General features: G+C 38.5%; 14 protein-coding genes. 4 read left to right on the forward strand and 10 right to left on the reverse strand.

From position 1 onward, the window contains the following. Positions 1-267 precede the first annotated feature (267 nt). Positions 268-1560, forward strand: coding sequence for a hypothetical protein (locus AC3FI7_RS00895; RefSeq protein ID WP_491461160.1), 1293 nt, complete (start codon positions 268-270; stop codon positions 1558-1560). A 55-nt stretch (positions 1561-1615) separates the two neighbouring features. Here the strand turns inward: AC3FI7_RS00895 and arsB are convergent, their stop codons facing one another. From arsB to AC3FI7_RS00915, 4 genes are all read right to left on the reverse strand, one after another. Further along, positions 1616-2647: an ACR3 family arsenite efflux transporter gene (gene arsB / locus AC3FI7_RS00900; RefSeq protein WP_491461161.1), complete on the reverse strand. Its 1032-nt coding sequence runs from the start codon at positions 2645-2647 to the stop codon at positions 1616-1618. A gap of 2 nt (positions 2648-2649) precedes the next feature. After that, positions 2650-3261: an arsenate-mycothiol transferase ArsC gene (locus tag AC3FI7_RS00905; RefSeq protein WP_491461162.1), complete on the reverse strand. Its 612-nt coding sequence runs from the start codon at positions 3259-3261 to the stop codon at positions 2650-2652. Positions 3262-3276: 15 nt separating this feature from the next. Further along, on the reverse strand, positions 3277-3747 hold the full coding sequence (locus AC3FI7_RS00910; RefSeq protein ID WP_491461163.1) for a DUF6428 family protein: 471 nt from the start codon (positions 3745-3747) through the stop codon (positions 3277-3279). 86 nt (positions 3748-3833) lie between these two features. Beyond that, entirely contained in the window at positions 3834-4163 is a 330-nt protein-coding gene (locus tag AC3FI7_RS00915) for an ArsR/SmtB family transcription factor (protein WP_491461164.1), read from the reverse strand. A gap of 215 nt (positions 4164-4378) precedes the next feature. Between AC3FI7_RS00915 and AC3FI7_RS00920 the strand changes: the two genes are divergently transcribed. Continuing rightward, a complete protein-coding gene (locus AC3FI7_RS00920; protein WP_491461165.1) occupies positions 4379-5146 on the forward strand; it encodes a helix-turn-helix transcriptional regulator in 768 nt (255 codons plus the stop codon). Between the two features lie 34 nt (positions 5147-5180). Beyond that, entirely contained in the window at positions 5181-5837 is a 657-nt protein-coding gene (locus AC3FI7_RS00925) for a hypothetical protein (RefSeq protein ID WP_491461166.1), read from the forward strand. A 58-nt stretch (positions 5838-5895) separates the two neighbouring features. Here AC3FI7_RS00925 and AC3FI7_RS00930 read toward each other — a convergent pair whose 3' ends face one another. The 3 genes from AC3FI7_RS00930 to AC3FI7_RS00940 all read right to left on the reverse strand — a co-directional run bounded on the left by AC3FI7_RS00930 (position 5896) and on the right by AC3FI7_RS00940 (position 8971). Further along, complete coding sequence (locus tag AC3FI7_RS00930; RefSeq protein ID WP_491461167.1) at positions 5896-6840, reverse strand: 3',5'-cyclic-nucleotide phosphodiesterase; 945 nt, start codon at positions 6838-6840, stop codon at positions 5896-5898. A gap of 115 nt (positions 6841-6955) precedes the next feature. Further along, a complete protein-coding gene (locus AC3FI7_RS00935; RefSeq protein WP_142722183.1) occupies positions 6956-8077 on the reverse strand; it encodes an agmatine deiminase family protein in 1122 nt (373 codons plus the stop codon). A 69-nt stretch (positions 8078-8146) separates the two neighbouring features. Further along, positions 8147-8971 (reverse strand): AraC family transcriptional regulator, encoded by an 825-nt coding sequence (locus tag AC3FI7_RS00940; protein ID WP_142722184.1) that lies wholly within the window; start codon positions 8969-8971, stop codon positions 8147-8149. A 132-nt stretch (positions 8972-9103) separates the two neighbouring features. On the opposite strand from AC3FI7_RS00940, the gene AC3FI7_RS00945 reads away from it, so the two are divergent. Next, on the forward strand, positions 9104-9364 hold the full coding sequence (locus AC3FI7_RS00945; protein ID WP_491461168.1) for a hypothetical protein: 261 nt from the start codon (positions 9104-9106) through the stop codon (positions 9362-9364). Between the two features lie 88 nt (positions 9365-9452). Here AC3FI7_RS00945 and AC3FI7_RS00950 read toward each other — a convergent pair whose 3' ends face one another. The 3 genes from AC3FI7_RS00950 to AC3FI7_RS00960 all read right to left on the reverse strand — a co-directional run bounded on the left by AC3FI7_RS00950 (position 9453) and on the right by AC3FI7_RS00960 (position 14236). Continuing rightward, a complete protein-coding gene (locus tag AC3FI7_RS00950; protein WP_142722186.1) occupies positions 9453-10907 on the reverse strand; it encodes a sigma 54-interacting transcriptional regulator in 1455 nt (484 codons plus the stop codon). A 51-nt stretch (positions 10908-10958) separates the two neighbouring features. Continuing rightward, positions 10959-12098, reverse strand: a complete 1140-nt coding sequence (locus AC3FI7_RS00955; protein ID WP_142722187.1) for a vWA domain-containing protein — start codon at positions 12096-12098, stop codon at positions 10959-10961. A gap of 374 nt (positions 12099-12472) precedes the next feature. Continuing rightward, positions 12473-14236, reverse strand: a complete 1764-nt coding sequence (locus tag AC3FI7_RS00960; RefSeq protein WP_491461169.1) for a flavin monoamine oxidase family protein — start codon at positions 14234-14236, stop codon at positions 12473-12475. Positions 14237-14242: the final 6 nt, after the last annotated feature.

Raw genomic sequence — 14242 nt, forward strand, 5'->3', positions numbered from 1 at the left:
CCAAAAAATTATGGGTCTGTAAAGACAAAGTTAATCATTACATGCTTAGCTCTCTTTTCTTTACGGCTCAATATAGCTTTCTTAGAAGCTCACCAACTGACAATCTGCGGATTATTTAAAGGTGACAATTGTTTCTTGTTTTTACCCTTGATTGAAATTCATTATATTGGCAATTCCAAAAGTATTTAATAAGCATTTTTTGATTTCTGTTCAATAGATGCAGTAATTGATCTTCAGTGATAAAAATTAACCACAAAGAATCTGACTATGAAGCGGACTTTTCTTACAGCTTTCTTTTTCTTTATTGCCCTGAGTGCCAAAGGGCAAAAACAGGCTGTCTCCCCTGATACAATTGCTCTTTTTTTCGATGAACTTGCAACAGCTTCCAGCAGGAATGCCGGACTTTGGAACAAAGATTTATATGGTCCTGTAATTTTAATTGATCCGAAAACCAGAGAATTTTTTGCCAACGAACCCGATTCAGAGGGAATTCTGAAACGGAACGGGAAGATCTATTCAGGTGTTTTGCCTGCTTCTATCAATATTGCGAATACGGCAGTCAATTGGGGTGGAAAAAGATGGGCGATGATCATGCTGCCTCTTTCTCAGGATAAAGAAAGCAGGATTAACCTTTTGGCACATGAGTCATTTCACAGCATTCAGCCTGCATTAGGATTTACATTGAACAATGCGGAAAATAATCACCTTGACCAGAAAGAAGGCAGGATATATCTGCGCCTTGAACTTGAAGCATTGAAGCAGGCAGTCAGCTCAACCTCACAAAAAGAAATGAAGCAGCATCTGACCAGTGCATTGACCTTTAGGAAGTACAGGAACATGCTTTATAAAAATTCTGAAACTGCAGAAAATCTGCTGGAACTGAATGAAGGAATTGCTGAGTTCACCGGCCTTATCGTGAGCGGAAGAAATAATGAGCAGACAAGGTCGTCTCTTTTGAATGGAATAAATGATTTTATGAAAAATCCAACATTTGTCCGTTCATTTGCTTATTATACAACACCTGTTTATGGGTATTTGCTGTACAAAAAAGATAAGGACTGGAATAAAAGGATTGATGGGAAAACAGACCTCACCGGTTATTTCATTAAAGCATTTAATGTAATAATTCCGTCTGATCTGAAAAAAGCAGCTGGAAACCTGGCGGATCGTTATAATGGTAAGTCAATTACAGAAGAAGAAACAGAAAGAGAAGAAAAAACCAGAAGACTCATTGCGGAATATAAACTGAAATTCATTCAGCAGCCTCATTTTGAAATCAAATTTGAAAAAATGAATGTCTCCTTTGATCCAAGAAATATTGTACCGATAGAAGATAAAGGAACGGTATATCCCAACATCCGGGTGACGGATTTATGGGGGATTCTGACTGTTGAAAACGGAGCATTAATGAGTCCGAACTGGGATAAAATTTCCATATCTAATCCAGTGAAAACAGAAAATAAAAAAATATCCGGAGACGGCTGGATTCTTGAGCTGGCAGATGGCTATACAATAAGTAAAGATGAAAGCAGCGGAAATTACAGGCTGGTCAAAAATTAATATCATTGATCATAAAAAGCTTCATTATTTCAGTGAAGCTTTTTATCATAATGAATTAAGAGTACCATTTCTTTTTCATGAACAGACTGGCTTTTACAAGCAATATTAAAACCGGAACCTCTACCAAAGGCCCGATCACTCCTACAAAAGCCTGCGATGAATGAATACCGAAGACTGAGATCGCAACCGCAATGGCCAGTTCAAAATTGTTTCCTGTTGCTGTAAAGGCAATGGATGTATTTTGATCATACGGAATATGTAAAGACCTGTTGATAAAAAAGCTCACAAAAAACATCAGCACAAAATAGATAATAAGAGGAATTGCAACTTTTGCCACATCCATAGGTAATTCAAGTATTTTATTTCCTTTAAGGCTAAACATCAGTATGATCGTAAATAGGAGAGCATAAAGGGTAACAGGAGAAACTGCAGGTACAAATTTTCTGTTATACCATACAGCTCCTTTTGTTTTTATCAGGATATAACGGCCCAGGAAGCCTGCCAAAAACGGAATCCCCAGGTAGATCAATACACTTTCGCTAATATCTTTTACAGATATATTTATTGTAAAGCTGATTAAACCTAACTGATGGGGAAGAACATTCATGAACAGCCATACCATAAAGCTGTAAGTAAATACCTGGAAAATACTGTTTAATGCAACCAGCAAAGCAGCATATTCTCTGTTGCCTTTGGCAAGGTCGTTCCATACAAGTACCATAGCGATGCATCTTGCCAGTCCAATTAATATAAGCCCTGCCATATAATCCGGCTCATCTCTTAAAAAGAGGATGGCCAGACAGAACATCAGAAGAGGCCCTATGATCCAGTTGAGAAATAAAGAGACCCCAATTGCTTTTTTATCCCTGAATACAAGAGGCAGGAGAGAGTAGTCAACCTTAGCCAATGGCGGGTACATCATAAGGATAAGGCCAATTGCCAATGGAATATTGGTTGTCCCTAAAGACTGCGATTGAATCATATCAGGAATAGAAGGAAAGAAATAACCTAAAGCAATCCCTACGCCCATTGCCAGAAAGATCCATAGTGTAAGATAACGATCAAGAAACTTTAATTTGGGCTGCATGATTATTTTTTGATTTTTGAAAAGACATAGAACATTTCTTCAGCGATCTGTAAGCTTCTTTCAGCATAGACCACTGCTTGGTCTGGAGTATCATCTGAAATTTTCGGATCTTCAAATGTAATGGGGATTCTTTTTTCAGCACCGGGGATAAACGGGCATCCGCCGTCTGCCTGTGAGCAGGTCATGATAGCAGCAAATCCGGAGACAGGATTGAAAGGACTGTCGTATTTTTTGGAAAAGCCTATAATGGAGAGATCATTATCACCGGATTTTATGGCATAGATCGGATTATCTGTATCTGCAATACTGAAAACTGTAAATCCCTGGTCAGTTAAAGTTTCTGCAATTTTAGGGAATAAAGCCGTTGTTTCTGTTCCCCCTGAGTAGCAGTGTACTCCTGGAATTGTAAAGTAAGTGGCCGCTGTCTGGGCCCAAACTTGTGCCAGATGGCTGCGGCGGGAATTGTGGGTACAGATAAAATTCAGGTTGATTACTTTGCCTTCATTCACTTTTTGCTGTATAAAATCTACCAATGGTTTCAGAACTTCTTTCCTTTCAGTGCCTATGTTTTTCCATTGCAGAGCGTGGACTGTATCTAATAATTCTTGATGCATAACAGTATACTGATATTAACAGCAGCCCGAAGAAGGGTTGCATGATGAAGAGGTTACGGATAGCTCAGACAGGTTTTTCTTCTGTTTTTCGGAAGGAATTCCACAAGCTTCCTGAGCAAGACAGGCTGTAGTTTTATTTTTCAGCACGAAATTTTTCCCATTAAATCCTAAGTCATATTTACCAATGGTTTCTCCCTGATATTCTACCTCAATTTCCGAATCTTCTATTCCTAACTTCTCTTCCGAAAGCTGTATAATATGAAGCAGTTTCCCCGGCTTCAGGCGATGTTCAAAGTCATCAGCATTCCATAACTGAAAGCTGATCACTTTCTCATTTCGGATTACTCCTCCGCAGTCAATAAATTTTTTTATGATCTGGCCTACTTCCGTTACATGGAAGTGTTCGGGTACAAAAGAGCCGTTTTCCAACTGAAATTCAACATTTTCCAGCTTGGGCAGAATTTCTTTGATTTCTGATAATTTCATAATGAATTAATTTTGTTGAGATTAAACGTATGAATTTAAATAATTATATATTGCAATATTACGATGTTGAATGACAAAAAAATGCCTTAACAGCATTGTTTGATAGTGATATCCTGATTGAAAAACAGGTTGAATTCGTTTTGAAATTGTTTCCATGTATTTTCATTGATACAGTAGCATACAGACTTTCCTTCAATTGACCCCTTGATGATGTCAATATTCTTCAATTCTTTTAAATGTTGTGAGATGGTAGCCTGTGCCAGGCCAAGCTCTTCAACCAGATCATTACAAATGCATGCTTTTTGGTGGATGATATACTGTAAAATGGCTATTCTGGCAGGATGTCCCAAAACCTTAAGAAGAGAAGCCAACCTGTTTTGTTCTTCTGTGTAAATCTCGGTTTTTGTAACTCCCATTATTTTAATTTTAATATTGCAATATTACGATATTAAATTTATAAATCAATGAAAAATTGTATTAATATCTGGGATTTATATTTAATGGTTTGAAAATCAATTGTTAAAATAATAAAGCAAAAGAGTACAGTGAACTTTTTATTCTTCAAAATAACAATCAGGGCTTCCCCAATTTGTATGGATAATTTAAATATCTTTGAGATATAGAATATGATATGACACCTCCGTTGCTGTTTTTTTCTACCGGTTACTTTATCTATATAGGCAGTGCCATTGATACTGCTGTTCATGATCATCATGCCATACAGATTGCCATAAGCATTGATGATGAAATAGAAGTGATTTCATCCGGATCGGTTATTAAGAACAGATCTGTTATTATCAGTTCTGATGAACCTCATGAATGCAGAACGGGAGAGCAAACATTTCTATTGATCAATATTGATCCTGAAAGCAAAATAGGCAATGGCCTTAAAAAGATATATCTGACCGGTCAAAGGATAGCAGTTCTGCCGGAAGCTATTGTAAAAGAATTATTAAAAGATATAATTCCGATGCTTTCTGATGATGAATCTGCAGAGCCTATTTTTAACCAGACACTGCAGTTTCTTCATGAACTTTCCAGTACAACAGGAAATAATAGCATGGATGAAAGGATCATAAGACTTCTGGAAATCCTTAAGCAGAAATGGGATGAGCCGTTAAAGATTGAAGATTTATCTGCTTTGATTTTTCTTTCTCCGGGAAGACTCATTCATCTGTTTACAGAGCAGGTGGGTATTCCTATCAGGAAGTATATGCTGTGGGCAAAACTTTTAATGGCAGTTCAGCACCTTACAGAGGGTAATAATATGACAGATGCTGCTCTTGAAGCAGGTTTCTCCGATGCCCCACACTTCAACCGGACGTTTAAAAGAATGTTCGGACAGACTCCTTCGATTTTATTGAAGAATAGCCAGATCATACAAGCTTATATAAAATAGCTGTGACATCTTTGTATCCATAAACCATTCTATTATGTATGCAATAAATCATGCAGCAACAGCTTTGCTGATAAAGAAAAACGCCCCTCAATTGCCATTACTTCCATTATTGATCTCCGTACAGCTTTTGGAAGTATTTTGGGTATTTTTTAATTACTTTGGCTGGGAACATTTCTCAATTTCCGGGGGTAGAGTACATCTCGACTTTCTACCTTATTCACATTCTGTTTTTTCTGGAATTGTAGCTGCTTTACTTTCATTTTGTCTCATTAACTGGGGGGATAAAAACAGAAAGCTTGCTATAGCCTTTGCGATTGGTGTTCTATCTCATGTTATTATTGATATGATATTCCATGAAAAGGATATTCAGTTATCACCATTCTCTGCCCAACCTGTTTTAGGGCTTGGAATTCTTGAGTATCCGATCCTTAATTTTATGATTGAACTGGCTTATGGAATATTTTGCTGGTGGTATTTTAAGGGAAGTAAAGCATTGCTTTGGGTAATTATTATATTTAATGTCATTGATCTGCCGATGATGCTGGCAAAAGGTGATACATTGAAACCTTTTGTAGATTATCCGTTTATTCTGCCAACGGTTATACTCTTTCAGATTCTGATCACCTGGTATTTTGTTTATCGTTATGCAGCCCCTAAAGTAAAATATGAATCTGTTGTAGGGGAAGGTTAAATGACTGAAACATAATAAAAAAGATGAAGCCAAAAAAGGCTCCATCTTTTATCTGTTATTATGGTAAACTGATCTTTTTACCCTGTTCAGGAAAGATATAATGTATCTTTAAAGGATTGTTTTGTAATAATTCTTTTTTGATCAGTTCAGGATTATCTCCTGTTGGTTTTCTATGGGTAACCACAATGTTGAGGTTCTCAAGATTATTTTGTCCGGTCTTTTCTTTCAGTTTACTCAGCTCCTCAATTAACAGGTTAGGAGTAAGATGTCCGAACAGCAGATGTTCCGGCTGGCTGTTAGGGAAAGAAACTTCAATTAATATGGTATTTAACTGTCTTTTTTTAACCAGGGGAGCTATTGTCTTCCACAGATTCTCAAGACGGTCGGATTTTTCAATACGGTCAGCGCCTGTATCTCCTAGGTAAAGCAGATAGTGATCGTCTCTTCTGACCAGTGCAGCACTGCTTTTGTAAGGATTCACATGGCTCAGTTCATAGCCTGTTATAAAAAATGGTGTTTTAGGTGCCGGGATCTCTGCTCCTTCCTGAAGCTCATTGTAATGATATTTTCCAAGGATGGGTTTCTGACCCTGATCTGCAAAATTGATCCAGGTATCTGTGATAAAATAATGATTTTGCAAAATCCGGATCACCGGAGCTATAGCGAAAATATCTTTTTTAGAATCAGCAGGTGAGTTGATGATAAGGCCTGACAGATGATCAAGATGACCGTGTGATATAAAATATCCTTTTATCTGATCTTTGAGTACGGTTTCTGCTGTTCCGTCAAGACTTTTCAATTGAATCGCTTTTCGAATTCCCGCGTTGACGGTACCTGCATCAAGGCATAAAAATGCATTGTCCTTTGGGGCACCCACTAAATAAGCGGATAAATTATCTTCCTGCTCCCCACCATATATTCCTAAGGGAATCACATCAAAATTTTGTGCCTGACAGACAATATTCAGAAGAAGGGCAAATAAAGAAACTGCTGTTTTTTTCATAATACTTAAACTGGAAAACCATCTTTTATGAGATGGACACGGCAAATTTACATTATTTTCAGTGACTGGCATTCTCTATGAATAAAACCTGCTGAAAATCAGCAGGCTTTCTTTTTTACTGAGGCTGTTGCTGGGTCACACAATGTACCATCCCGCCATTGGCAAATAAATTACGACAGTCTATACCCACCACCTGTTTGCCGGGATACAGCTGCTGGATGATATTGTTGGCAACCGCATCATTCGGGTCGTTATAATTGGGAACCAATACACGGTTATTCGCAATATAATAATTGATATAAGAAGCACGCCCTACATTCTTTCCGTATGTGGTAATCACATCATTTCTGGTTAAAGGAACCTTTACAAACTGATAAGGAGAACCGTTTTTCGCGGTAGCATCATACAGTTTATCAATATCTCCATCCGGTACCTGCCAGTAAGCCAGATCATCAGGACTCATCGTGATAATGGTGGAAGAACTGGCAAACCGGGCAAAACCATCAATGTGCATATCTGTAATATCAAGACCGGCTTTTCCATTCAGCCAGATAAATTTAGTCACCCCTAAATTTTTAGTAAATATAGCTTCTGCCTGCTGTTGGGTCATTCCGGGATTCCGGTTGTTATTCAGGATAGAACTTTTACAAGCCATTAATACTCCGTTTCCGTCAATTTCTACACTTCCGCCTTCATTGATCATCACAGAGTTAAGATTGATTTTCGGAATATTGGTATCGGCTGCTATTTTAGAAGGTATTAGGTTGCATTTGCTGTAATCGGCTTTGTTTCCCCAGCCGTTAAATCCCCAGTCCTGAATGAATAACTGTCCATTCTGATCTTTTACATAGATAGGACCATTATCTCTTACCCAGAAGTCATCGGTCTGGTAAAGTTTAAAATTAATATTAGTAAGGGAAACACCGGCACTGTTTAATAGTCCCGTAATTCGATTTTTTTCTGTTCCGTCATAGGCAATGATATGAACCTTTTCACTTTGTACAAGTTCTTTGGTCATCGCTACCCAGGTGGCATCCAGTCTGTTGCGGTAAGTCACTCCATACTGATACTGATGAGGCCATTGAAGCCAGGTTCCTTCATGTGGGGCTGACTCCTCAGGCATTTTGTAAACAGCTGTTTCCGGATTTACAGTGCCCGGAATTTCTGCAAGTTCTGCTGCAGAACATGAAAGTAAAAGAAGAGGTAATAACGGGAACATGATTTTCTTTTTTTGCATAACTGATCTATTTTTAACAGGGCAAAATTAGATCGATTGTTTTTTTTAAAGTTGTCCTAAATTGACAACTTACTTCAAAGGTAATAAAATATAGGTCAGCTGTTCCTCTTGATTTTCTGCATGTTCGGAATATCTTTCGTATTTTTCTATAATGGGAGTGTGTGAAAATTCAAGCCCCGAATGAAAGATCCAGCGGGAATAGATTTTGGTGTAGGTCTCATCTATTGTTTCATAACTGCCCGGATGAGTAAAGCGGGCATATTGACCACCCAATATAATTTTTGAAGGAAGTTTTTTATTCACAGACTGGACGGAAGAACATGCATCATAACGGCAGTTGATTTCAGTTTTGATTAAGGGTTCATCTGCTATGACTCCAAAATATTCTGTCCCGGAATCAGGAAATTCATTCTCCATAAACTTTTCCCACAGAACTTCAATTTCCTCGTTGTTGTAGTAGGTATTGATGCTCTGATAGTATACCGGTAGAGGTTTAAGATATACAATTTCAGGTTCCAGCAATACATCCGATGTAATCGGAATGATCTCGTGTCCACAAAGAAGCTCTTCCTTATTTTGTCTTGCAGCTTTGGGAGAAATTCCGAAATGTTGTTTGAAAGCTTTTGAAAAGGAAGCGATATTGGCAAAACCTACTTCAATTGCAATGGTTGTAAGATTTTCCTGGGTATACAAAATCCGTTTATAAGCATTTTCTACTTTTAATCTTTGCTGGAAAGCGCCAATGGTTTCTCCGCAGCTATACTTAAAAATGCGCTGGATATTCCGGTAAGAATAATGGGAGAGATCTTCAAGTTCCTTTACAGATACGGGCTGATCGTAATTCTTTTCCAGGAAACTGATAACTCTGTAAATGCAATTCAGGCTGTCTTCCATAGCTTTGATTTTTTCAGAAATAAATTACAAATAAAAGAAATAAAAAATGTCTCGGCATTATTGTATTTTAGCTTATAATAATGGACAGATTCAATGAATCTTATTATTTTAAAACAAAAATAACCAGGAAGTGTGAAACAAACCAGAGGAAAACATTTATCAGAATTAACGGATCAGGAACTGTTTGAGAAGAAGAAAACTCTTGAAGCGAATGTTATCGTCAATGCAATAATGGTAGGCCTATTAGCGGGTATTGGCATATATAGCACCATAACCAAAGGCATCGGATTGATGACTTTTTTACCATGGATTCTTGCTCTTTGGACGGTGAGCAGCTGGAATAAAAATAGAAAGGCACTGAAAAGAGAACTAGGTGTCAGAAATTTGAAATAAATACAATAACAGGATGGTCCATTTTTAACTGTAAAAAGCCTTCAGGTCGAATCTGAAGGCTTTTTTCTTATCGTTTTTGCCCGTTATGTCAGTTGCGTAAGAACTGTCCGATCCCCGGAGAATCAAAAGTGAAGGCATTCTGGTTTTCAGACTTATCAATTTTATTACTGATGGTCAGTGCCCATAACACCAGTTCTTTACAGAAATTCTGGTCTTCAGCACTCAATTCGGAAGTATTTTCCTCAACAACCGTTACCAAAGGTTCTATCTTATTAAGTTTAGCATAGAATGCTTCGTCCGTGTCATTATAATGAAGTTCTAAATGATTTTTATTGAACCATCTGATCAGATCGGTATATGGTGTTTTGATTCCTTCTTTTTCCAGTTTGGAAATGCGGGGGAATATGCTTTCAAATTGAGTCATTACTGCTTTATCGATCAGCATTTTGGCTACATAATCCGCACCTTCCTGTTCTCCCTCATATACCAGTTCAATTTTTCCTGTGATAGAAGGGATGATCGACATAAAGTCAATCAGGCGGACAGTGGTTTTCTCTTCGCCGGATTCAATCAGGCGTAATTTGGCTGCTGCGATTAAATTTTCCATAGCACTGATCGTAAGACGGGCACTTACACCGCTTTTTGCATCTACGTATTCACTGATACGGGCTGCAAAAGCAACTTCTTCCAAAAGATCTTTCGCCAGGTCAGGAATTTGTATCTGGGCTTTATCTTCAGCAGAAATCAGAGCTTCCTGTTCTGTAATCTGCCGAGCAAGGGCTATTGTTTTTGGATAATGGGTGAAAATCTGTGACCCGATTCTGTCTTTCAACGGGGTTACAATACTTCCTCTGTTGGTATAATCTTCAGGATTGGCAGTAAATACAAACTGGATGTCAAGAGGCATTCTGAGCTGGAATCCACGGATCTGAATATCTCCTTCCTGTAAAATATTAAACAAGGAAACCTGAATTCTTGCCTGTAAATCCGGCAATTCGTTTAAAACAAAAATAGAGCGGTTGGCACGCGGAATCATTCCGTAATGTAAAACACGTTCATCGGAATACGGCAGCTTTAATGTCGCTGCTTTGATAGGGTCTATGTCACCAATTAAATCTGCAACATTCACATCCGGAGTGGCCAGTTTTTCATAGAAACGTTGAGAGCGGTGTACCCAGGAAACCGGAGTATCATCACCCAGTTCCTCAATAAGGTCTTTAGCATATTTTGAAATGGGATGAAATGGACTGTCATTAATTTCTGATCCTTTTACAACGGGCATGTATTCATCAAGGAGGTTGACCATACTTCTTGCAATTCTTGTTTTTGCCTGGCCGCGCAGCCCAAGTAAATTGATATGGTGGCCGGCAAGAATAGCTTTTTTGAGTTGTGGGACAACGGTGTCTTCATAGCCCCAAAGTCCTTCAAATACAGGTTTTTTAGCTTTAATTCTGGCAATTAAGTTGGCCTGAATTTCCTCATTAATCGTTTTATGGGTGTAACCGGAGTCCTTTAATTCTTTGAGTGTAATATCGTTTTTCATTGTCTTGTAATACTAATTATCTGGTAAGATTTGTATGTTGAACGCTTTTCTTTATATTCTTCTTATTCTGTTTTTTTCGTAATCTTCAAAAATCATTTGCCCTAAACCGGATAGTCCTGTCAGGAAGGCTTTTCCTTTATTCTGAGCCGTAAATTCTTCTACAAACTGACGCAGGTAAGGATCCTGGGCAATCATAAAGGTGGTAATCGGAATTTTGAGTTTTCTCGCCTGTGCCGCTCTGTTAAGACATTGGTTAACGATCCTTTCGTCCAATCCAAAACTGTTCATATAAAACTCACCACTGGGCAGCTGAATACAGCTGGGCTTTCCGTCGGTGATCATGAAAATCTGCTTATTGGTATTTCTTTTTCTGCGGAGAATATCCATGGCCAGCTCCAGTCCTGCTACTGTGTTGGTATGATAAGGTCCTACTTTCAGGTAGGGAAGGTCTTTGATCTTGATCGGCCAGGCTTCATTTCCAAACACTATAATATCGATGGAATCTTTCGGATATTTCCGTTTAATCATTTCCACAAGAGCCATGGCTACTTTTTTGGCCGGGGTAATGCGGTCTTCTCCATATAAAATCATAGAGTGGCTGATGTCAATCATCAGAACAGTACTCATCTGTGCCTTATGTTTGGTTTCCTCTACGATGAGGTCTTCTTCTGTCAGCCGGAGATCTGAGATTCCGCTATTGATCTGAGCATTTTTTAAACTTTCAGTCATATTCACTGCTGCCAGATCATCTCCATATTGGTAGGAACGGTTTTCGCCATCACGTTCATCCCCGATTCCTGTTTTATTGGTGCGGTGATTTCCGGCTCCGTTTTTCTTCAGCTTTCCGAAAATCTGATCAAGGGCATATTCACGAAGAGCAGCTTCAAGTTTAGGGGTTAATATATTTTTACCTTTTCCGCTTCCTGTATTTCCTTCTTCCGGATCTTCTTCTCTGATATAGCCCCTTTTTTTCAAATCTTCTTCAAAATCCTGAAGGGTGTATTCGTCACTGAAAATATCATATTCCTGATCAAGCATATCAAGCCACTCAAAGGCTTCCTCAATATCCCCGGAGGTGTGGGTAAGCAAATCTTTGAAAACATCAAATACCCGGTCAAAATGTGATAATTCCTCCGGCACATGTTTGCTGAATATAAAGCCTCTCTGAGGATTAAAATTTTTATCTGTCATGAGATGATAAAGCTGTTTTGCTGTTATTTTGTTTTTGAATATCCCAGATGACTCAATGAATTCTCTGAACTATTCTTTCATTCGTTTCAAACTGAAAAGTTAGGAAAATATCATTTCAAGATTCTCTTAGAAAAATAGAAAATACTAATGATGGTGATATAGATAAGAATATAATCAGCGTTAGTAGCTGAAAGAGATTTTAATCTGTTATTTACAAGCCAATAAAACAGTCAATTACCTTAATTGCAGGCTTTACAATTTTAAATCTATTTTTAAAGATTTGATTATTAGATTGTTTTCGATGGGGTAGTATGAAAAAAGCAAAGCCCCGGATATCCGGAGCTTTGTTTATCATTATCTTACTGTTTTTATGATTACCAGCCTAAATAATAGTCGGGATCCAGCCAGTAAGGCCAGTCTAGTTTAAAATGAGTCTGAAGCATTTTTTCAGCTTCACAGAAGGCTCCTTCCACCCAGCCCTGCTGATCAGAATAGGCTTCACCAATAATATGAATCTGTTCCTCAACCAAAGGTTTCCTCATATAAGGCATGACGTCCTTTACGGAAAAACCTGCTTTCCATGCATGATATCCGGCTCCGTAAGGATCATCTGTCCAGTCCCTGAAATAGGTTACATAAGGTTCCGGAATGTCTACACCATGTAATTCCCTGAGCTGGTTCATCAATTCATTGACCATGAATTCTGTAGCCTGAACATCATCAAACTTATGCAGTTCCTCCAATGATGCAGATTTAGCAGCTCTTACCTTAAACAGGACTTTGTCATCAGAAAGAGCTTTCCAGAATGTTTCCGTTTCCATATCACCATAGCTTCCCAGCAACATTGAATTGTTGTTCTCCGGATCAGTTCCGAAATAATAACACTGCCTCATAGGCAAATCCGTAATAGAATGCCCGGAATCTATTCCAAGATCTTTCCACCAGGGACGTTCGAAGCCCATCAGAATTTTAAAGGCCGGTTCCATAATAACAGAGCGGATATTGTCATTGAGTTCCTGGCCGTTAAAGATAAAAGTATTCTGATCAAGAAGCTCCAGTGATTTTCTCGGCATACCCAATACGATGGCATTGGCATAGACTTTCCATTGGGTATTGCTTCTGATATTCAGGAAAGTCAGTTCATAGGAGTGGGTATGGATCAGAGGGTGGTCTTTGGTGAAAGTTATCAGTTTATTTTCAGACCAGATGCGTGCTCCTTCATGTTCCATATAGGTATTCGCTACGGCATAGGCAATGCTGTCATAGCCCTCTTCAATGGTTTTATAGGTGGTATCAGCTGAAAAATCTCCTACCATATAAGGAAATGCTTCTGCAGAGTTCCAGTTAATAGTATTGGAATAATATCCTCCGGCATTTGCTAAGAACTCATACCCTTCCTGAGAAACCTGGTCTTTGATTAAGTTCCAGAAACCGATATCGTTTACTTTACGTTGATCATAAGGAGACCCCGGGAAATTATACATCAGCCTTGGTTTTATGGCATCCCAGTCCCGGCTGGTCAGTTTGAAAGTATAATCATAACCATTGGGGTCTGCAATAATTAATTCTTTATAGGTTTCGGCTACCCAGGGATCTGCCATTAAAACATTATAGATAATTTTATTGAACAGCTGATCTGAACTGAAACCCTCATCTTCTTTATTCAGGTAATAGCGGGTGATCAGTTTTTTATCCTGTTTCTGATCCTCTGTCCAGGCATTCTGTTGGAATCGTTCTTTTCTGAGATACATGAAGAGCTTTTCCGGATCACCCATATGGAATGGGATTGGAGTCATCTTATCTTTCAGAACAGGAGTTCTTTTATTTAAATCCTTTTCTTTAAGGGGATATCCTTCTATCAAGGTGGTTACAATTTCCTGAGAAGTCAGATAACGCATTCCCCCGAGTTCACCCCAGAAATTCATTCCTGGCATGATTACAGATTCCAGTCTCCCGCCCAACCTGTCACTCATATCGAAGATCTGTACCTCATGACCTTTATATGTATTGTCTGTTACCAGTCGAAAAGCAGTGTATAATCCGGAAGTTCCGGCTCCGATAATGGCTACTTCTACTTTCAGGTCAGGCTGCATTCCCGGGTACAGTGGTGTATTTTTATTAACGTTTTCTTGATTCATGGTTTT

This window comes from Chryseobacterium sp. TQ-BC-N36 (assembly GCF_058382295.1).

Excerpts from the sequence above, each read along its gene's own strand:
- AC3FI7_RS00895 (WP_491461160.1), top strand. The coding sequence starts at position 268 with ATGAAGCGGACTTTTCTTACAGCTTTCTTTTTCTTTATTGCCCTGAGT.
- arsB (WP_491461161.1), bottom strand. The coding sequence starts at position 2,647 with ATGCAGCCCAAATTAAAGTTTCTTGATCGTTATCTTACACTATGGATC.
- AC3FI7_RS00905 (WP_491461162.1), bottom strand. The coding sequence starts at position 3,261 with ATGCATCAAGAATTATTAGATACAGTCCACGCTCTGCAATGGAAAAAC.
- AC3FI7_RS00910 (WP_491461163.1), bottom strand. The coding sequence starts at position 3,747 with ATGAAATTATCAGAAATCAAAGAAATTCTGCCCAAGCTGGAAAATGTT.
- AC3FI7_RS00915 (WP_491461164.1), bottom strand. The coding sequence starts at position 4,163 with ATGGGAGTTACAAAAACCGAGATTTACACAGAAGAACAAAACAGGTTG.
- AC3FI7_RS00920 (WP_491461165.1), top strand. The coding sequence starts at position 4,379 with ATGACACCTCCGTTGCTGTTTTTTTCTACCGGTTACTTTATCTATATA.
- AC3FI7_RS00925 (WP_491461166.1), top strand. The coding sequence starts at position 5,181 with ATGTATGCAATAAATCATGCAGCAACAGCTTTGCTGATAAAGAAAAAC.
- AC3FI7_RS00930 (WP_491461167.1), bottom strand. The coding sequence starts at position 6,840 with ATGAAAAAAACAGCAGTTTCTTTATTTGCCCTTCTTCTGAATATTGTC.
- AC3FI7_RS00935 (WP_142722183.1), bottom strand. The coding sequence starts at position 8,077 with ATGCAAAAAAAGAAAATCATGTTCCCGTTATTACCTCTTCTTTTACTT.
- AC3FI7_RS00940 (WP_142722184.1), bottom strand. The coding sequence starts at position 8,971 with ATGGAAGACAGCCTGAATTGCATTTACAGAGTTATCAGTTTCCTGGAA.
- AC3FI7_RS00950 (WP_142722186.1), bottom strand. The coding sequence starts at position 10,907 with ATGAAAAACGATATTACACTCAAAGAATTAAAGGACTCCGGTTACACC.
- AC3FI7_RS00955 (WP_142722187.1), bottom strand. The coding sequence starts at position 12,098 with ATGACAGATAAAAATTTTAATCCTCAGAGAGGCTTTATATTCAGCAAA.
- AC3FI7_RS00960 (WP_491461169.1), bottom strand. The coding sequence starts at position 14,236 with ATGAATCAAGAAAACGTTAATAAAAATACACCACTGTACCCGGGAATG.